The sequence below is a fragment of the Streptomyces sp. NPDC057010 genome (genome assembly GCF_042673805.1).
Lineage (GTDB): Bacteria > Actinomycetota > Actinomycetes > Streptomycetales > Streptomycetaceae > Streptomyces.
The window spans coordinates 41,209-58,492 of record NZ_JBHUSC010000023.1 but is presented as its reverse complement, the minus strand read 5'-3'; the positions used below and the strand labels follow the sequence as shown (position 1 = coordinate 58,492).

General features: G+C 71.8%; 18 protein-coding genes. 10 read left to right on the top strand and 8 right to left on the bottom strand.

Features of this window, described 5'->3' with window-relative positions:
• The first annotated feature begins 135 nt into the window (after window positions 1–135).
• Complete coding sequence (locus ACFTXQ_RS20375; protein ID WP_382642626.1) at window positions 136–1,329, top strand: RtcB family protein; 1,194 nt, start codon at window positions 136–138, stop codon at window positions 1,327–1,329.
• 82 nt (window positions 1,330–1,411) lie between these two features.
• Here ACFTXQ_RS20375 and ACFTXQ_RS20370 read toward each other — a convergent pair whose 3' ends face one another.
• Together ACFTXQ_RS20370 and ACFTXQ_RS20365 are read right to left on the bottom strand one after the other, a co-directional pair.
• On the bottom strand, window positions 1,412–1,984 hold the full coding sequence (locus ACFTXQ_RS20370) for a Uma2 family endonuclease (protein WP_382642624.1): 573 nt from the start codon (window positions 1,982–1,984) through the stop codon (window positions 1,412–1,414).
• A gap of 158 nt (window positions 1,985–2,142) precedes the next feature.
• Window positions 2,143–2,922, bottom strand: a complete 780-nt coding sequence (locus tag ACFTXQ_RS20365) for a hypothetical protein (protein ID WP_382642622.1) — start codon at window positions 2,920–2,922, stop codon at window positions 2,143–2,145.
• Window positions 2,923–3,144: 222 nt separating this feature from the next.
• Between ACFTXQ_RS20365 and ACFTXQ_RS20360 the strand changes: the two genes are divergently transcribed.
• Complete coding sequence (locus tag ACFTXQ_RS20360; RefSeq protein ID WP_382642620.1) at window positions 3,145–4,233, top strand: hypothetical protein; 1,089 nt, start codon at window positions 3,145–3,147, stop codon at window positions 4,231–4,233.
• 56 nt (window positions 4,234–4,289) lie between these two features.
• A complete protein-coding gene (locus ACFTXQ_RS20355; protein ID WP_382642618.1) occupies window positions 4,290–4,949 on the top strand; it encodes a polysaccharide deacetylase family protein in 660 nt (219 codons plus the stop codon).
• A 15-nt stretch (window positions 4,950–4,964) separates the two neighbouring features.
• Here ACFTXQ_RS20355 and ACFTXQ_RS20350 read toward each other — a convergent pair whose 3' ends face one another.
• Entirely contained in the window at window positions 4,965–5,729 is a 765-nt protein-coding gene (locus tag ACFTXQ_RS20350; RefSeq protein ID WP_382642616.1) for an SDR family NAD(P)-dependent oxidoreductase, read from the bottom strand.
• Window positions 5,730–5,894: 165 nt separating this feature from the next.
• Between ACFTXQ_RS20350 and ACFTXQ_RS20345 the strand changes: the two genes are divergently transcribed.
• A complete protein-coding gene (locus tag ACFTXQ_RS20345) occupies window positions 5,895–6,392 on the top strand; it encodes a hypothetical protein (RefSeq protein ID WP_382642614.1) in 498 nt (165 codons plus the stop codon).
• 429 nt (window positions 6,393–6,821) lie between these two features.
• Here ACFTXQ_RS20345 and ACFTXQ_RS20340 read toward each other — a convergent pair whose 3' ends face one another.
• Window positions 6,822–7,556 carry a Mut7-C RNAse domain-containing protein gene (locus tag ACFTXQ_RS20340; RefSeq protein WP_382642613.1) on the bottom strand — a complete coding sequence of 245 codons (735 nt, stop codon included), beginning with the start codon at window positions 7,554–7,556 and terminating at the stop codon, window positions 6,822–6,824.
• A gap of 41 nt (window positions 7,557–7,597) precedes the next feature.
• Window positions 7,598–8,014 (bottom strand): winged helix-turn-helix transcriptional regulator, encoded by a 417-nt coding sequence (locus ACFTXQ_RS20335; protein WP_382642611.1) that lies wholly within the window; start codon window positions 8,012–8,014, stop codon window positions 7,598–7,600.
• Window positions 8,015–8,163: 149 nt separating this feature from the next.
• On the opposite strand from ACFTXQ_RS20335, the gene ACFTXQ_RS20330 reads away from it, so the two are divergent.
• On the top strand, window positions 8,164–9,060 hold the full coding sequence (locus tag ACFTXQ_RS20330) for an NADP-dependent oxidoreductase (protein WP_382642700.1): 897 nt from the start codon (window positions 8,164–8,166) through the stop codon (window positions 9,058–9,060).
• Between the two features lie 504 nt (window positions 9,061–9,564).
• On the opposite strand, the gene ACFTXQ_RS20325 is transcribed toward ACFTXQ_RS20330, so the two are convergent.
• From ACFTXQ_RS20325 to ACFTXQ_RS20315, 3 genes are all read right to left on the bottom strand, one after another.
• On the bottom strand, window positions 9,565–10,992 hold the full coding sequence (locus tag ACFTXQ_RS20325; RefSeq protein ID WP_382642609.1) for a chloride channel protein: 1,428 nt from the start codon (window positions 10,990–10,992) through the stop codon (window positions 9,565–9,567).
• Window positions 10,989–11,531, bottom strand: coding sequence for a potassium channel family protein (locus ACFTXQ_RS20320; protein WP_382642607.1), 543 nt, complete (start codon window positions 11,529–11,531; stop codon window positions 10,989–10,991). Before ACFTXQ_RS20320 ends, ACFTXQ_RS20325 begins: the two co-directional genes overlap by 4 nt.
• Window positions 11,532–11,642: 111 nt before the next feature.
• On the bottom strand, window positions 11,643–12,080 hold the full coding sequence (locus tag ACFTXQ_RS20315; protein ID WP_382642698.1) for a hypothetical protein: 438 nt from the start codon (window positions 12,078–12,080) through the stop codon (window positions 11,643–11,645).
• Window positions 12,081–12,396: 316 nt separating this feature from the next.
• Between ACFTXQ_RS20315 and hemL the strand changes: the two genes are divergently transcribed.
• The 5 genes from hemL (at window position 12,397) to ACFTXQ_RS20290 (ending at window position 17,275) form a co-directional block, all read left to right on the top strand.
• Window positions 12,397–13,719: a glutamate-1-semialdehyde 2,1-aminomutase gene (gene hemL, locus ACFTXQ_RS20310; RefSeq protein ID WP_382642605.1), complete on the top strand. Its 1,323-nt coding sequence runs from the start codon at window positions 12,397–12,399 to the stop codon at window positions 13,717–13,719.
• The gene (locus ACFTXQ_RS20305; protein ID WP_382642603.1) at window positions 13,716–14,405 is read left to right on the top strand and encodes a histidine phosphatase family protein; all 690 of its coding nucleotides are present in this window, start codon (window positions 13,716–13,718) and stop codon (window positions 14,403–14,405) included. The genes hemL and ACFTXQ_RS20305 overlap by 4 nt, the downstream gene beginning before the upstream one ends.
• Window positions 14,406–14,547: 142 nt before the next feature.
• Window positions 14,548–15,774, top strand: coding sequence for a hypothetical protein (locus ACFTXQ_RS20300; protein WP_382642602.1), 1,227 nt, complete (start codon window positions 14,548–14,550; stop codon window positions 15,772–15,774).
• Between the two features lie 66 nt (window positions 15,775–15,840).
• Entirely contained in the window at window positions 15,841–16,485 is a 645-nt protein-coding gene (locus tag ACFTXQ_RS20295) for a TlpA family protein disulfide reductase (RefSeq protein WP_382642600.1), read from the top strand.
• Window positions 16,486–16,489: 4 nt separating this feature from the next.
• A complete protein-coding gene (locus tag ACFTXQ_RS20290) occupies window positions 16,490–17,275 on the top strand; it encodes a cytochrome c biogenesis CcdA family protein (protein ID WP_382642598.1) in 786 nt (261 codons plus the stop codon).
• Window positions 17,276–17,284 lie beyond the last annotated feature (9 nt).

Here is a 17,284-nt window from a genome sequence, read left to right as displayed (position 1 = left end):
CGGTTCCGACGCGGATGGACACAATGTCTATCGCACACGCTGGTGCCGGCGCCGGTCCCCTGTCGCATATGGGGCTATGAGCGAGGCTTTTTGCGTATTGAGACTTTTCTGTGGTTTTCGGGGGATTGATTCCGTATGTCGTATGTAGAGGTACCCGGGGCGAAGGTCCCGATCCGGATGTGGACGGACCCGGCGTCGGTCGAGGACGGCGCGATGCAGCAGCTCCGCAACGTCGCCACCCTCCCGTGGATCAAGGGCCTGGCCGTCATGCCGGACGTCCACTACGGCAAGGGGGCCACGGTCGGCTCGGTGATCGCGATGAAGGACGCGGTCTGCCCGGCGGCGGTGGGCGTGGACATCGGCTGCGGCATGTCGGCGGTCAAGACCTCCCTGACGGCGAACGACCTGCCGGGGGACCTGTCGAAGCTGCGGTCGCGGATCGAGCAGGCGATTCCGGTGGGCATGGGCCTGCACAAGGAGGCCGTTGACCCGGCGCGCCTGTACGGCTTCTCGGAGACGGGGTACGCGGACCTCTGGGGCCGCTTCGACTACCTGACGGATTCGGTCAAATTCCGTCAGGAACGTGCCATGAAGCAGATCGGAACGCTCGGAAGCGGCAATCATTTCATCGAATTCTGTCTCGATGAGACAGGTTCGGTCTGGCTGATGCTGCACTCCGGCTCCCGGAACATCGGCAACGAGCTCGCCGCGCACCACATCGGCGTGGCCCGGGGCCTGGCCCACAACCAGAACCTGGTCGACCGGGACCTGGCGGTCTTCCTCGCGGAGACCCCCGAGATGGAGGCGTACCGCAGCGACCTCTTCTGGGCCCAGGAGTACGCCAAGTACAACCGCGCGGCGATGATGGCCCTGTTCAAGGAGGTCGTCCGCAAGGAGTTCCGGAAGGCGAAGGTCTCCTTCGACCGCGAGATCAGCTGCCACCACAACTACGTGGCGGAGGAGCGGTACGACGGCATGGACCTGCTGGTCACCCGTAAGGGCGCGATCCGCGCCGGCAGCGGGGACTACGGGATCATCCCGGGCTCGATGGGGACGGGCTCGTACATCGTGAAGGGGCTCGGCAACGAGAAGTCCTTCAACTCGGCCTCGCACGGAGCGGGCCGGAAGATGAGCCGGACGGCGGCGAAGAAGCGGTTCTCGGCGCGGGACCTGGCGGAGCAGACCAGGGGCGTGGAGTGCCGTAAGGACGCGGGTGTCGTGGACGAGATCCCGGGGGCGTACAAGTCGATCGAGCAGGTCATCGACCAGCAGACGGACCTGGTGCAGGTGGTGGCCAAGCTCAAGCAGGTCATCTGCGTGAAGGGCTGACCACCGCCCGGGCGCGTCTGTCGGGGGAGTGGAGGGGCCCGGACCGGGTTACGGTCCGGGCCCCTCCGCGTAAGTCCGGCTCTCAGTCGAGGAGCATGTCCACGGGCAGTTCGAGGGACACCCCGAGATGGTCGGGGAGCTTGAGGGACGTGCCGCGCTTGAAGGTCCTGCGCAGGCGGTAGGACGTTGCGCGGGGGTCGGTGTAGATCACGACCTCGTCGTGGTGCCGGTCGGCGACGATGTAGACGGGGACGTCGGCCTTGGCGTAGCTCTCCACCTTGGTGCCGGTGTCGTCCGCCCAGTTGGAGGAGGTGACCTCCAGGATCATGCGGAAGACGTCCGGCCGGTAGCAGTTCTTGACCACCTTGTGGTCCAGGAAGTCCGCCTCGACGAGCGAGAAGTCCGGGACGGCGTAGTCGTCGTCGCCGGTGGGCAGCCAGATCCCGATGCCCTGAAGGAATTCCAGGCCCGCCTTTTCGGCTCCGGCCTCGTGGAAGGCCACGGTGAGCCGGGTCAAGGTGCGGGCGTGTCGCCCGTCGGCGGGTGGTGTCACGGTGAGCCTCCCCTGGAGAATCTCCACTCGGTGCCCGGGAAGCTCCCTGGAGAGTCGATCGGCGGCCTCCGCGATCGTGGTCTCGTGCTGTATCACGGCCATAGCTTCCTCCTTTTCGTGACCCACGCTTTCGGAGCGTAGCCGCGGGCGCGGACGATCCGCTCGACTTCACCCGTACGGGCCGGAGGCGGCCGGGACGCACGTGTGCCGTGCCCGGGGGGCCGGGCACGGCACAGGTCGTTCAGTGGACCCTGACGGGGTCAGGAGCGCTTGGCCCTGTTCGCGAACGGGCCGGTGGCCACCGTGTCGAAGTCGATCACGTTCCAGCTGGAGGTGGAGCAGTTGATCACGGTGCCGTTGTTCGAGCACACGAGCTCGTACACGGTTCCGTCCACGGTCTGGACCTTGAAGGTCGTCGCGGGGCCCTGCCCCGAGGTGACCGAGGCGGAGCAGACCGTGGTCCGGTCGGTGGGGTAGCCGGGGCGGAGGGAGAGGTTCTGGCGGTTGTAGGTCGGGGTCGCGGGGCCAGGAGCGGTCACGTTGCCGGCCCGGTGGGCGCCGAAGGCCGTCCCGTTGACCAGGAGGACGCTGACTTCCTCGTTCCCGGTCTGATTGGTCGAGTCGATGTCGTTGCCGCACCCGGCTCCGGGCGTGCCGGGCTGACCGGGCTGACCGGGCTGGCCGGGCTGACCCGGCTGGCCGTCCCGGCCGGGCTGGCCGTCGCGGCCGTCGCGGCCGTCTCGTCCGGGAGGTCCGGGCGGGCCGACCTTGCCGTCGCACTCCTTGCCGTTCAGGCCGGCGGCGCGGGCGTCGGGGCTGTAGTCCTCGTCGGAGTTGTAGTCCTCCTTGCACTTGTCACCGCCGCCCCGCGTGTCCGCCGTCGACACTCCGGTCGGCTGCGGCGTCTCGGTGGCGGCCTGCGCGGGGGTGACGAAGCCGAGCACGGTGATGGCCATCGAGGCCATTGCGCCGGCGGCGACCCACTTGCCCTGTCGGGGCAGCGGGCCCATTCGGGACGGTGTCCTTTGCTCAGGACTCATGTGTGTTGCTCCTCGTGGAACCGGTTGGTCTGACCTTGAGGTGCGATCGGCGATCGGCCTCGACCGGCATCTTTCGGCCAGCGAGGGCTCTACGAGGGGAGGCGCGAGTTCCGATCATCACATCGGGCGTCATATTGGGAGCTGATCAGACGAATGGCCTGTCCGTGGCAGGCCCGGTGCCGGGGATGTTCGGTGATGGGTGACGTGGCCGGTCGGCGGCGTGTGCGTGTACGTGTGGGCGTGGTCGGCGCGGTGGTGGGGTGCTTCGTCGGCGGGCTGGCCGGTTGTGCCCCCGGGACGAGCGTGGCGAAGGCGGCGCCGGCGAGTGCCTCGGCCGTGCCGGCGCCGACCGGGATCGGCAAGGAGGGGGCCGAGAAGGTCTTCAACCAGTGGACGTTCGAGCGGAGGAACGCGCTGGAAGTACGCGACAGCGAGGCGATCGCCAAGGTGGAGGCCGGCGCGTTGCTGGAGGAGGACCTGGCGTGGATGAAGGTGCTGCGCGAGCAGCGGAACGACAAGGGCTGGCCCTACGTCTACAGGCAGCCGGAGGCCTTCATTCCCGCGGACCAGCAGGGGTATCCCCGGTGGTTCGTCGTGGTCAGCCGGGGGACCTCGAAGCCGGGTGACGAGCGGGCGGGCGCCCTGCACTACTTCGTCCAGGAGGGCCCAGGGGCGGGGTGGAAGGCTGCCGCGATCTCGTGGGTGTACGACAAGCCGGTCAGGCCGGGCAAACCCGAGGACCGTTCGTACGAGGCGACCGGCTTCGAGGTGCGGCACAAGGAGATCGCGGCGTTCGGCACGGACGCGGCGGGCGCGCTGGCGTTGTCACCGACCGCCGGTGAGGACCGCGAGGTGTGCGGTCGGTATGCGGAGTACATGAGCTTCACCGCTCCGAACGGGGAGCCGGAGAGCGAGGAGTTCGTGCCGGGCGAGCTGACGAGCGAGGCCGTCAAGGCGTACAACGTGGCCTACGAGGAAGACCTGGACGTCGTCACGAAGAAGTACGGCTTCGAGGTGGCGGGAGCCGAGCTGCCGGTGGTGCGGCTGGCCGACGGGAAGTCGCTCGTCACCTGCTCGTTCGTACGGACCGACACCTGGACCGGCCGGGAGGCTTCGTTTCAGTACACGAGTCGCGCCTATGAGGGCGTCGACGTGCTGCTGGGTGGCGGACACCGATGGTGGCTGAGCACCACGGTGCGCAGGAGCGTGACGGTGACGTTCGAGGTTCCGGCTCAGGGGCCGGCGGATGTCGTGGGGAGCGGCAACGCGCTGTCGGCGCGCCCGCTTTCGGCGGAAGGAACTCCCAAGTAAGGGGTTGACGCTGAGAGTTGGTCTAGACCAGGGTGTGCGGCATGTGGAGATCTCGCGTGCTTGTCGCCGCCCTCGCGTCGTTGTCGCTCGCCCTCGGGGCCGCCGGATCCGCGCAGGCGGGGGTCGGGCTGCCGCCCGTCGTGTCGCACGTGCCGACCGCGGAGAAGGTCGTCTTCATCACCATCGACGACGGCTGGAACCATGACCCGGAGGCCGCCCGGATCCTCCTGGAGAAGCGGGTGCCGGTCTCGCTGTTCCTGCTGCCGGGGGCGACCTCGTACGACACCGGGTACTTCACGGACCTCGTCGAGCAGGGGCGGGCCACCGTGGAGAACCACACGGTGAACCACCCGGACCTGACCACGCTCGACGCCGCCGGCAAGGACGCCGAGGTGTGCGGCGCCGGGGAGCAGCTCCAGGCCACCTTCGGGCGGGCGCCGAAGCTGCTGCGGCCGCCCTACGGGGCCGTGAACGACGACGTGCGGCTCGCGGCCAAGGCGTGCGGGGTGAAGGCCCTGGTGACGTGGACGTACGACTTCACCACCTGGAGCGCGACCCCGCCGACGCCGGAGCTGAAGGCCGGGGACATCGTGCTGCTGCACTTCACGCCAACGCTGGCCGCGGACCTGGAGCGGGCGCTGGGCGCGGCGAAGGCGGCCGGGCTCAAGCCGGCCGCCCTGATGCCGCACCTGAAGACGGCAGGGCTGGTGCCGTAGGGGTCACGGCCGGGGTTACGGCTCGCGGTGGACCTTCGTGTTCGAGGCCTGGGCGCGGGGGCGGACCACCAGCAGGTCGATGTTGACGTGGCTGGGGCGGGTCACGGCCCAGGTGATGGTGTCGGCGACGTCGTCGGCCGAGAGGGGTTCGGCGACGCCCGCGTAGACCTTCTCGGCCTTCTCGGCGTCGCCGCGGAAGCGGGTCTTCGCGAACTCCTCGGTCTTGACCATGCCGGGGGCGATCTCGATGACGCGGACCGGCTGGCCGACGATCTCCAGGCGGAGGGTCTCGGCGAGGACGCGGGCGCCGTTCTTGGCGGCGACGTAGCCGGCGCCGCCCTCGTAGGTGGAGTGGCCGGCGGTGGAGGACAGGACCACGACCGTGCCGTCGCCGGAGGCGGTGATCGCCGGGAGGAGGGCCTGGGTCAGGTTGAGGGTGCCGATGACGTTGACCTCGTACATCGTGCGCCAGTCGGCGGGGTCACCGGTGGCGACGGGCTCGGCTCCGATGGCGCCGCCCGCGTTGTTGACCAGGACGTCGCAGCGGCCGAGCGAGGCCGCGAAGGCGTCGACGGCGGCGCGGTCGGTGACGTCGAGGGCGTGGGACGTGGCGGAGTGGCCCGCCTCGGAGAGCTCGGCGGCGAGGGCCTCGATGCGGTCCTTGCGGCGCGCGGTGAGCACGACGTGGAAGCCGGCTGCGGCGAGCTGCCGCGCGGTGGCCGCGCCGATGCCGCTGCTCGCGCCGGTGATGACGGCGGTCCGGGTGGCGGCCGTGCTCATGTGCTGACTCCTCGGTCGTTCGTACGGGCGATTCCCCGCCAGCATAGGCGCGGCTCGGCGGACGCGTGGGGTCGGCGAATGGGGGATCGGCGCGCCCTCATTCGTGTGATGGTCCGACCGGGCGGGGGTGCTGCTGGTTACCGTCCGCGCGTGGAGGTGGTGGCGATGCGCCGTGTTGCCGTACGGAGTGTGGTGCTGGCCGGGCTGCTGGTGCTCACCGGGGCGTTGCCCGCGGGAGCCGTGGGGGCCGTGGGGCCCCGTGACGGGGAGGGTCCGGTGGTGGAGGCCGACGTGGCCTACCACGGGCGGGTGTCCCTGAGCGGGGCGCGGCTGCGGATCTGGCTGGTCCCGGAGAACGAGGGGCCGACGGCGCTGCCGAACGCGACGGTGCGGGTGCGGTTGTCGGCGGACCTCGCCGACCGGCAGGAGCTGTCGGAGGGCTGCGCGCGGGCGGGGCAGCGGGAGGTGGTGTGCGAGACGGGGGCGCTGCCGTTGCACGGGCGGGGCCGGCACATCGGGCTGCTGCTGGGGCTGCGGGAGGCGGGGCCGGAGGTGGTGGTGCGGGTGGACACGTGGTGGAACGGGGGAGCGATGGATCGGAACCGGGCGAACAACGAGCACGTGGTGCTGGCGCTGGACACGGGCGACACGTACGCCTTCTAGCCGGCCGGCCCCCCGCCTCCGGGGCTCCGCCCCCGCTCCCCCGCGCCTCAATCGCCGGCGAGGCTGGATGTGCCGCGTGCGGCGCCGTTCCGGGGGCTCCGCCCCCGCGCCCCCGTGCCTCAATCGCCGGCGGGCTGGGGTGGTGTCCCCGGGCGGGGCCTTGTTCGCTGGGGCGGTCCGTGGGGTCCCTCCGGGACGTCTCCTCGGCTCGCGCACCAAGGCGTGCTGCGTGACATCAGCGTGGTTGCGCGCTCGTCCTGCGGGGACGCCCCTGCGCGCCCCCACTCCCCCCACAGGCCAAAACCCCGGCCCGGGTACGGGAGAGTTGATTTCACCCCCCCAGCCCCGCCGGCGATTGAGGCGAGCGGGGTCCGGGGCGGAGCCCCGGCAGTGGCGCCGCACCCGAGACCGCCCGGCCCGCCGGCGCGGTTACGTGGCGGCGGGGCCGAATTCGACTACGGCCTCGTCCACGATGCGCTCCAGGCGGGCATGGTGGGCGCCGCGCCAGTACACCCGCTCGCAGTCGGCGCACTGCGCGAAGACGTCGTAGGAGCGGTGCGTGCCCCCCTCCAGGCGGTCCCCGACGCTGTCCTTGTCGGCCTCGTGCAGCGGCCCGTTGCAGGCCGTGCACCGCGTCCACGGCGCGAGGTCCGGCGCGAACCGGCCGAGGACGTCGCGGAGTTGCTCGTCGGGGTTGTCGCTGTAGACGTACGCGCCGGCGAACAGCTCGCGGCGCCGCAGCAGTCCGCGGTCGCGGGAGAGCAGGACGCGCTGCTCGGCGGCGGAGCGGGTGGCGAGGGCCGGGTCGCCGATGTCCTCGTTCTCGTACGCGGCGTCGACGCCGAGCAGCCGCAGCCGGCGGGCGAGGGTGCCGAGGTGGACGTCGAGAAGGAAGCGGAGCGGCGCGCCGGCGACGCGTTGGGGCCGCTCCACGCCGAACACCTCCACGCACTGCCCGTCTTGGGGCACGTACGAGACCGGCACCTCGCGCCCGTCGACGAGGAGGCGTCCGACCTCGGTGAGCGGGACCCCCGCCGATTCGACGACGTGGCCGAGGCTGGAGGCGCCGTCGGTCGCGGTCGGTACGCGTTCGGCGCGCCGGCTGGGGGCGGCGAACAGGCGCAGTTCGGGGGCGAGGGTGAGCTGAATGCCGGGTCCGTTCACCCTGTCAGCATGCCACTGCCGGAGGGCCGGGCGCGGCTCAATTACGAGGTCGCGGCTGCCTCGTCGTAGGTCTCGCGGTGGGTGCTGACCTCGTCGAAGTGGTTCTCGGCCCACCGCTTCACGGAGGAGAGCAGGCAGCCGAGGCTGCTGCCGAGGTCGGTGAGCCGGTAGTCGACGCGGACCGGGACGGTGGGGGTGACCGTGCGGGAGACGAGGCCGTCACGTTCGAGGGAGCGGAGGGTCTGGGTCAGCATCTTCTGGCTGACGCCGGGGATCTTGCGGCCGAGGTCGCTGTAGCGCATGGAGCGGTCCTCGGCTTCGCCGAGCGCGCTGACGATGAGGCTGACCCACTTGTCGCTGATCCGCGAGAGGAGCTGGCTGGTGGGGCACTCGGCGAGGAAGGCGTCGTAGGCGAAACGGGCCTCTTCGCGGGCGGCTGCGGCGGTACGGGTGGCCATGGGTGCCCTACTTCCGGGTCGGGTACGCACCTTGAAGTGCGTACTTACGAAAAGAGAGTACCTCTCCCTAAGTTAGTGCTCACCGCGAACGAGCGAACGAAATCGACTGAGTTACTGAACGGGAGACGGCGATGAGCGAGCAGACGACGATGCTGGCGGCAGTGGTGAACGAGTTCGGCGGCCCCGAGCTGGTCGAGGTGGCCGAGGTGCCCGTGCCGCGGGCCGGGGCCGGCCAGGTCCGGATCCGGGTCCGCGCGGCCGGGGTCAACCCGGTCGACGGTGCGGTCCGCGCCGGGGTCTTCGGCGGCGCCGGGCAGCGGCTCGGGCTCGGCTGGGACGTGGCCGGGGAGATCGACGAGATCGGCGCCGACGTGACCGGGTGGAGCCGGGGCGACCGGGTCGTGGGGCTGCACTACGGGACGGTGAAGCCGCTGGGCACGCACGCGGAGTACGCCGTCCTCGACGCCTCCGCGGTGGCGGCCGCGCCGGCCGGCGTGGACACGGTCGCCGCGGCGGCGCTCCCGCTGAGCGGGCTGACCGCCGCCCGGGCGCTGGACCTGCTGGGGCTCGCCCCCGGGGCGTCGGTCCTGATCACGGGGGCCGCGGGAGTGGTCGGCGGCCTCGCGGTGGAGCTGGCGGCGCGGGCCGGGCTGGTGGTGACCGCCCTGGCGGGCGCGGAGGACGAGGAGCTCGTACGGTCGCTGGGCGCGGCCGCCTTCGTTCCGCGCGGGGAGGCTCCGGCCGAGCCGGTGGACGGGGTCCTGGACGCGGCCGTGCTGGGGGAGGACGCGCTGGCCTTCGTCCGCGACGGCGGGGTCTACGTCGGCCTCATCCCCCACCACGCGCCGGCGGCGGAGCGGGGGATCCGGGTGGAGGAGCAGGAGGTCGCGGCGGACGGGGAGCTGCTGGGGCGGCTGGTGGCGCTGGTCGACGAGGGGGCGCTCACGCTCCGGGTTTCGGAGACCTTCGCCCTGGCGGACGCCGGAAAGGCCCACGAACGGCTGGCGGCGGCGGGCGTCCGGGGCCGCATCGTCCTGACGGCGTGACACCCCCCTACCGGGGACTCGGCCGGCCTTGCGCGGGGGCTTGCCCGGAGCGGGCCCCTGCCGGGCCTCGGACGGCCCCGCGAGGCTTGGCCGGAGCGGGGGCCCTGCCGGGACTCGGCCGGTCTTGTGCGGGGGCTTGGCCGGAGCGGGTCCCCTGCCGGGCCTCGGACGGCCCCGCGAGGCTTGGCCGGAGCGGGTCCCCTCCCGGGAGTCGGACGGCCCCGCGAGGCTTCGCCGGAGCGGGGGCCCTGCCGGGACTCGGCCGGTCTTGCGCGGGGGCTTGGCCGGAGCGGGTCCCCTGCCGGGACTCGGCCGAGCTGGCGGGGCTTTGCCGGAGCGGGCCCCCTGCCGGGGCTCGGCCGGGGCCGCGGGGCTTTGGCGGAGCGGGCCCCCTGACGGACGGGGCTTCGGGGGCAGATCCAGCCTCGCCGGCGTTTGCGGCGCGGGGTGCGGGGCGGAGCCCCGGTCCTTGACCCGCACCCGGCCCGGCCACGGCGGGCACGATCAGCCCCTCCGGCGTTTGAGGAGCGGGGCTCGGTCCGCGGCGGCCGGCCTCCCGCGGAGCAGGGGCAGCAGTTCTCCGGTGATGAACGCGACCACCGCCGCCAGGATCACCACCGGGGTCATGGCGGTGTCCCCGACGAGGAGCACCACCAGGACGACGCAGCTCACCGGCAGCCGCAGCAGCGTCGTGGACGCGGCCGCCATGCCCGCGGCGACCGCCGGCGCGAAGCCGAGTCCGGGCAGCGGCGCGATGAGGGCGCCCACCGCGGCCCCGAGGAAGAGCGCGGGGAAGACCGGGCCACCGCGCAGGCTCCCCAGGCACAGGGCGTACGCGATCCCCTTGAGCAGCAGCAGGCCGATCAGCGCGCCGACGCCCCAGGCGTGCGGGTGCGCGACGAGCTCCGGCAGCAGGGCCTGCCCGGAGGAGGCGACCTCGGTGGGGGAGTGGTCGGTGAGCAGCGCGTAGAGCGAGGCGCACAGGCCCGCCGCCAGGGCGCACAGGAGGGTGCGCACGACCACGTCCCGCGGCCCGCGCGCCGCGGGCGACACGTAGGCGGCGGTGCGCCGGCCCACGGCGATCACCCCGTGCACCGCGGCCGCGACGAGCACGGCGATGAGCAGCGTCCAGGCGATGTCCCCGGCGTGGAGCGGCGGTACCGGGCCGGGCAGTTTCATGGACAGCCCGCCGGTCTTGAGCCCGGTCCAGCTGCCGAATCCGGTGAACACGAGGGCGCCCAGGCCGCTGGAGAGCAGCGCGGGCAGCATGACGGCGAACAGCCGGGGCCCGCCGAGCCCCACGACCTCGATCAGCAGCACGGCGGCGATCAGCGGGCTGCCGAAGATGGCCGCCATGCCCGCAGCCGATCCGGCGACGGTCACCAGTGCGGTGGCCTGCGGGGTGGTCGGGCCGCGGGTGAGGTCGCGCAGGAGCAGCGCCAGCCCGCCGCCCATCGCGATCAGCGGCCCCTCGGGGCCCAGGACGGCGCCGAACGGCAGGCTCGCGGTCGCCGCGATCAGCACACCGGGGAGCGCGGCGGTGGTGGCTCCGCCGGGCTGGAGTCCGTCGGCCGGGACGTGCCCGCCGGCTCCGGGCAGCCGGGCGACGACGAGGCCGACGACGGCCCCCGCGATCGCGAGCAGGGGCAGCGGCCACCACCAGGGCGGGGTGTCCCGGCCGAGGAGGGCGTGGGGCAGGTCGTCCCAGAGGGCGCGTTCCAGCGCGTGCAGGCCGGCGAGGAACCAGAACGCGGCGAGCGAGACGGGGATGCCGATCAGCGCGCACAGGAGGAGGACCCGCATGTAGCCGGGGGACAGGAGGATCTCCCGCAGCACCTGCGGCTCCCCCTGGACGGGGGGCGGCGGTGGCGGCTGGGGCTCCGGCCGGGGCTCCGGCTGCGGGGCCGGCTGCGGTGGGGGTTGGCCGGTCATCGGGGCTCCTCCCGGGTCGGCGCCTGCTTGCGGCGCAGGCCGATCCGTACGGCTTCCACCAGGACCTTGACGATCAGGCCCACGGCGATCAGGTCCGCGACCATCTGCACGGTGGTCAGCGCGCGGGCCGCCGCCGAGACGGGCGCGATGTCCCCGAACCCCACGGTCGCGAAGACGGCGACGGTGAAGTAGAGGGCGTCCGTGCGGTCCAGGATCTCGGTGAAGGCCCGCGGGTGCTCGCGGGAGAGCACGAAGTACGCGGCGGAGAACAGCAGCAGGAACAGCGGTACGGCGGTGGCCAGCGCCTCCATGGCCCGCAGCCGCGGATAGGCCGCACGGGTGATCCGCGAGAACTGCCAGGCGATCAGCGGAGCGCCCAGGAGCAGCGCGCCGAGCAGTACCCCGATGGCGGCCGCGGCGGTCCACTGATCCAGCGGCGCCAGGAAGTACAGCGTGGCCGGCACGGCAGTGCACGCGGTCGCCCGCAGCAGGTGCCAGGCCAGCAGGAGCCCTGGCCTCCGGGGGATCGGGGGGCTCATGGGCCCATCGTCACGACGGGTCGCGAGGGCCCGCAACGGGAGCCCGCCGGCGACCCCGCCCGCGAGCCCGCTGGCCCCCGGCCCGCGAGCCCCGCCGCGCGGGCGCCCCGTTTACGGCCAGACCAGGCAGTAGGCCTGATGCCCGTTCTCGTGGAGGCGGTGGGAGAAGTCCTGCCATTCGTGGAGCAGCTGGTAGACGTTGAACGCGTCGCTCGGGCCGCCGCGGTCCGGGACGGTGGACCAGATGAAGGCGGCCGCGCCCACCGACTCCTCGCCGATGCCGCGCAGCGGGTCGACCACCGTCATCGGCAGCTTGACCACCGCGTAGTCGGGGTGGAGGACGACCAGCTCCAGCGGCGGCACCTTGTGGAGGGGTATGCCCTCGATGCCGGTGAGGACCATCGCGGCCATCGTCTCCGGCTTGATCTTGGTGAAGAGGCCGCCCATGCCGAGCTCGTCGCCGCCGAGCTCCTCGGGCCGCATGGTCACCGGGACCCGGGCCGCCGTCGCGCCGTCGGGGGCGCCGAAGTACTTGTACGTCACTCCCATGCCCCGGCCCTGGCCCTGACCCGCGGGCAGCTCGTCGGACGGCAGCGTCGGCCCCGGGACGGCGTCGGCCGCCTCCGTGGAGCGGCGTCGGTGCTTGCCCCGGCGGCGGGCCTCGCGGGCTTCGCGGGCGCGCTGCGGATCGAGGCCGTCCGTACCCTCGCCCGGTCCACCACCGCGTTGCATATCTCCACCCGACTGGTCTTGCTTGCCCCGGCCCCGCGGCCCCCGCCACGCAGCCTGATCATCATGGCAGTGACCTCCCCCGCGGCGGCGCGGTGAAACGCCCGTCCGCAAGTCTGTCGCGGCCTCTGAGACCATGGCTGCTGTGAGCTACCCGTACCCGTATGAAGCCCCAGTTTCGCAGACGCTCTTCGAGCGCGCGTCCCTCGTGACCCCCGGCGGCGTGAACTCTCCCGTCCGCGCCTTCCGTGCCGTGGGCGGTACGCCCCGGTTCATGGTGTCCGGCACCGGTCCGTACCTGACGGACGCCGACGGCCGTGAGTACGTCGACCTCGTGTGCTCGTGGGGTCCGATGATCCTCGGCCACTCCCACCCCGAGGTGATCGAGGCCGTCCAGGCCGCCGTCGCCCGCGGCACGTCCTTCGGCACGCCCGGCGAGGGCGAGGTCGCGCTCGCCGAGGAGATCGTCGCGCGCATCGAGCCCGTCGAGCAGGTGAGGCTCGTCTCCTCCGGTACGGAGGCCACGATGTCGGCGATCCGGCTGGCGCGCGGGTTCACCGGACGGGCCAAGGTCGTGAAGTTCGCCGGCTGCTACCACGGCCACGTGGACGCGCTGCTGGCCGCCGCCGGTTCCGGGCTCGCGACCTTCGCGCTGCCCGACACCCCCGGCGTCACGGGCGCGCAGGCCGGCGACACGATCGTCCTGCCCTACAACGACCTCGACGCGGTCCGGGCGGCCTTCGCCGCGCACCCCGGCGAGATCGCCTGCGTGATCACCGAGGCCGCGCCCGGCAACATGGGCGTCGTCACCCCGCTCGACGGTTTCAACCAGGGGCTGGCCGACCTCTGCCGCGAGAACGGCGCGCTGTACATCTCCGACGAGGTCATGACGGGCTTCCGTACGAGCCGCGCCGGCTGGTACGGCGTGGACGGCGTCAAGCCCGACCTGATGACCTTCGGCAAGGTCATGGGCGGCGGCTTCCCGGCGGCGGCCTTCGGCGGCCGCGCCGACGTGATGGGCCACCTCGCCCCGGCCGGCCCGGTCTACCAGGCCGGCACGCTCTCCGGTAACCCGATCGCCACCGCCGCCGGTCTCGCGCAGCTGCGGCTGCTGGACGGGGCCGCGTACGAGAAGGTGAACGCGGTCTCGAAGGAGATCCAGGGGCTGGTGACGGCGGCGCTGAGCAAGGAGGGCGTGGCGCACCGGCTGCAGACCGCCTCCAACATGTTCTCCGTCTTCTTCACCGAGGACGAGGTCCGCAACTACGACGACGCCAAGAAGCAGGAGGGCTTCCGCTTCAACGGCTTCTTCCACTCGATGCTGGCGCAGGGCGTCTACCTGCCGCCGTCGGCCTTCGAGTCCTGGTTCGTGTCCACCGCCCACGACGAGCAGGCGATCGAGCGGATCGCGGCCGCCCTGCCGGCCGCCGCCCGGGCCGCCGCGGAGGCCACCGCATGAGTGACGCAGACCGTCCCGACATCACCGTCGTGCACCTGGTGCGCCACGGCGAGGTGCACAACCCGGACGGGGTCCTGTACGGGCGCCGCTCCGGCTACCACCTCTCCGAGCTGGGCCGGCAGATGGCCGACCGGGTCGCCGAGCACCTGAAGGGCCGGGACGTCACCTACGTGGTGGCCTCCCCGCTGGAGCGGGCGCAGGAGACGGCGGAGCCGATCGCCAAGACGCATGGCCTGGACCTGGCGACGGACGCGCGGCTGCTGGAGGCGGAGAACGTCTTCGAGGGCAAGACCTTCGGCGTCGGCGACGGCGCGCTGCGCAAGCCCGGCAACTGGAAGCACCTGACGAACCCGTTCAAGCCCTCGTGGGGCGAGCCGTACGTCGACCAGGTGGTCCGGATGATGAGCGCGATCGAGTCGGCGCGCGACTCGGCCCGCGGCCACGAGGCGGTGGCGGTCAGCCACCAGCTGCCGATCTGGATCGTGCGCAGCTTCGCGGAGAAGCGCCGGCTGTGGCACGACCCGCGCCGCCGGCAGTGCACGCTCGCCTCGCTGACGTCCTTCACGTACCAGGGCGACAAGCTGGTCTCGGTGGGCTACAGCGAGCCGGCCCGGGACCTGGTCCCGGCGCACCTGCTGGCCGGGGCGAAGCCGGTGAAGGGCAAGTCCAAGGCCTTCGGGGCCTAGGTCTGTTACGAACCGTTACAGCTTTACCTAAATAAATATAAGTTGCGCCGGGAATCACCGTTCCAGTGCCGCAAGTTCTGGCGAATTGTCCGTTTATATGGGCAATGGCATCAGCTGTGCGAGTGACGACGGGGACGGTGACATGCGCGACTTCAGCCGAAGGGGAGTGCTGGGACTGGGACTTGGGGCTGCCGCCGCGATGGGTATCGCCGGCTGCGGCTCACCGGACGGGTCCGATCCCGGCGCCCCCGGGCCGATCAAGAACCCCAAACCCGGCGAGAAGCCGGCGGCCAAGGCCATCGGCGACGGCTCCACCGCCGACACCGGCCCGCAGCCCAACCAGCCGGACCGGCCGGTGCCCCTCCAGCCGGGCGAGACCCCGCCGCAGTTCGTCGTCTTCAGCTGGGACGGGGCGGGGGAGATCGGGAACGGCCTCTTCCCGCGCTTCCTCAAGCTCGCCAAGGACCACGGCGCCGGCATGACCTTCTTCCTCTCCGGCCTCTACCTGCTGCCCGAGTCGAAGAAGGGCCTCTACCAGCCGCCGAACAACCCCGCCGGGGCCTCGGACATCGGCTACCTCAAGGACGAGAACGTCCGCTCCACCCTCAAGTACGTCCGCGAGGCCTGGCTCGACGGCCACGAGATAGGCACGCACTTCAACGGCCACTTCTGCGGGGGCTCCGGCTCCGTCGCCCGGTGGACCCCGGAAGACTGGCAGAGCGAGATCGACCAGGCCGTGTCCTTCGTCACCAACTGGCGCACGAACACCGGCTTCACCGACCTCGAACCCCTGCCCTTCGACTACCGCAAGGAGTTGACCGGCGCCCGCACCCCCTGCCTCCTCGGCCAGGACAACCTGCTGCCCACCGCGCAGAGGCTGGGCTGGCGCTACGACTCCAGCTCGCCCGGCGGCCTGCAGGTGTGGCCGGTGAAGAAGGCGGGGGTCTGGGACCTGCCGCTGCAGTCCCTGCCCTTCCCCGGGCACTCCTTCGAGGTGCTGTCCATGGACTACAACATCCTCGCCAACCAGTCCAAGAACACCACCAGGGGCGTCCCGGCCAACTACCCGGGCTGGCGCACCCAGGCCACCGCCACCTACCTCGGCGGCTTCCGGCGGGCCTACGAGACCAACCGCGCGCCGCTCTTCATCGGCAACCACTTCGAGGAGTGGAACGGCGGCATCTACATGGACGCCGTCGAGGAAGCCCTCAAGGGCATGGCGGACAAAAGGGATGTACGGCTCGTATCCTTCCGTCAGTTCACCGACTGGCTGGACGTCCAGGACCCCAAGGTGCTCGCCAGGCTCCGCGAGCTCGGCCCCGGCCAGGCGCCCGCGGGCGGCTGGGCGGCCTACACGACCAGCGCCTGACCAGCGCATTGACAGCCCCGCGGGGGGTGCGGTAGATCCACAAATTGCTCATGCGAAACTTTTCACATGAGCCTTAGCCGCGCGCTTTGTCGTAGAAGAAGCCACCGCTCGATCAGCGGCCGCGCCATCCTGCTGACCGCGGTGACCCTCGCGGGCGTCATGACCCTGACGTCCTGCGATGGTTCGGACGGCGGCAGCAAGTCCACCCGCAGCTCCGGCGGCGGCTACGTCACGGGCGAGGGCGGCATCTCCACCGTCGCCACGGCGGAGCGCACCGAGGCCCCCAAGCTCGACGGTCCGACCGTCGACGGCAAGACCCTCGACACGACCGCCCTCAAGGGCAAGGTCGTCGTCCTCAACGTGTGGGGCTCCTGGTGCCCGCCGTGCCGAGCCGAGGCCCCGTACTTCGCGAAGGTCTCCAAGGAGCTGGAGGGCGCCGGCGCGGAGGTGGCCTTCGTCGGCATCAACGTCCGCGACAACAGCGCGCAGAACGCGGTGTCCTTCGAGGAGAACTTCGGGATCACCTACCCGAGCCTCTACGACCCCGACGGCAAGCTGATGCTCCGCTTCCCCAAGGGCACCCTCAACCCGTCGTCGATCCCCTCCACGATCGTCCTCGACAAGGAGGGCAGGATCGCCGCCCGCACCCTGGCCGCGGTCAACGAGCAGCAGCTGCGCTCCATGATCGACCCGCTGCTCGCGGAGAAGTGACCTCGTGGTCCACGTGGTCCCCGAGCTCCTCCTCGCCGCCGAGACGACCGGTGTGAACACCACCGTCCTGAGCGGGGCCCTGCTGCTGGCCCTGCCCATCTCCGTCCTGGCCGGGCTGGTCTCCTTCTTCTCGCCCTGCGTGCTCCCGCTGGTCCCCGGCTACCTCTCCTACGTGACCGGCGTCAGCGGCGCCGACCTCGCCGAGGCCAGGCGCGGCCGGATGATGGCCGGAGCGAGCCTGTTCATCGCCGGTTTCACCGCCGTCTTCGTCTCCACGGGCGCGCTCTTCGGCTACTTCGGCGCCACCCTCCAGGACAACAAGGAGATCATCTCCCGGGTCCTCGGCGGCCTGGTGATCGTCCTGGGCCTCTTCTTCATGGGGGCGATCCCGGGTCTGACGATGCGGGAGTTCCGCTTCCACAAGAAGCCGACGGCGGGCCTCCTCGGGGCGCCCCTGCTCGGCGTGCTCTTCGGCGTCGGCTGGACCCCCTGCATGGGCCCGACCCTCGCCGCCGTCAACACCCTCTCGATCGACCAGGCCAGCGCGGGCCGGGGGGCGCTGCTGACCGTCGCCTACTGCCTGGGCCTCGGTCTGCCCTTCATCCTCGCCGCGATCGCCTTCCGCAAGGCGCTCGGCGCGTTCGGCTGGGTGAAGAAGCACTATGCATGGGTGATGCGCATCGGTGGAGGCATGCTGATCCTCACCGGTCTGCTGCTCGTCACAGGAATGTGGGACAGCATCGTCAGCGACATGCAGAGCTGGACCCAAGGCTTCACGGTGGGGATCTGAGGACGTAAC

What these genes read in the sequence shown, in the direction of transcription:
- ACFTXQ_RS20375 (WP_382642626.1), top strand. Translation starts at nt 136, where the DNA reads ATGTCGTATGTAGAGGTACCCGGGGCGAAGGTCCCGATCCGGATGTGG.
- ACFTXQ_RS20320 (WP_382642607.1), bottom strand. Translation starts at nt 11,531, where the DNA reads ATGAGCCCCCCGATCCCCCGGAGGCCAGGGCTCCTGCTGGCCTGGCAC.
- ACFTXQ_RS20325 (WP_382642609.1), bottom strand. Translation starts at nt 10,992, where the DNA reads ATGACCGGCCAACCCCCACCGCAGCCGGCCCCGCAGCCGGAGCCCCGG.
- hemL (WP_382642605.1), top strand. Translation starts at nt 12,397, where the DNA reads ATGGCTGCTGTGAGCTACCCGTACCCGTATGAAGCCCCAGTTTCGCAG.
- ACFTXQ_RS20300 (WP_382642602.1), top strand. Translation starts at nt 14,548, where the DNA reads ATGCGCGACTTCAGCCGAAGGGGAGTGCTGGGACTGGGACTTGGGGCT.
- ACFTXQ_RS20370 (WP_382642624.1), bottom strand. Translation starts at nt 1,984, where the DNA reads ATGGCCGTGATACAGCACGAGACCACGATCGCGGAGGCCGCCGATCGA.
- ACFTXQ_RS20365 (WP_382642622.1), bottom strand. Translation starts at nt 2,922, where the DNA reads ATGAGTCCTGAGCAAAGGACACCGTCCCGAATGGGCCCGCTGCCCCGA.
- ACFTXQ_RS20345 (WP_382642614.1), top strand. Translation starts at nt 5,895, where the DNA reads ATGCGCCGTGTTGCCGTACGGAGTGTGGTGCTGGCCGGGCTGCTGGTG.
- ACFTXQ_RS20335 (WP_382642611.1), bottom strand. Translation starts at nt 8,014, where the DNA reads ATGGCCACCCGTACCGCCGCAGCCGCCCGCGAAGAGGCCCGTTTCGCC.
- ACFTXQ_RS20295 (WP_382642600.1), top strand. Translation starts at nt 15,841, where the DNA reads ATGAGCCTTAGCCGCGCGCTTTGTCGTAGAAGAAGCCACCGCTCGATC.
- ACFTXQ_RS20350 (WP_382642616.1), bottom strand. Translation starts at nt 5,729, where the DNA reads ATGAGCACGGCCGCCACCCGGACCGCCGTCATCACCGGCGCGAGCAGC.
- ACFTXQ_RS20315 (WP_382642698.1), bottom strand. Translation starts at nt 12,080, where the DNA reads ATGGGAGTGACGTACAAGTACTTCGGCGCCCCCGACGGCGCGACGGCG.
- ACFTXQ_RS20305 (WP_382642603.1), top strand. Translation starts at nt 13,716, where the DNA reads ATGAGTGACGCAGACCGTCCCGACATCACCGTCGTGCACCTGGTGCGC.
- ACFTXQ_RS20330 (WP_382642700.1), top strand. Translation starts at nt 8,164, where the DNA reads ATGCTGGCGGCAGTGGTGAACGAGTTCGGCGGCCCCGAGCTGGTCGAG.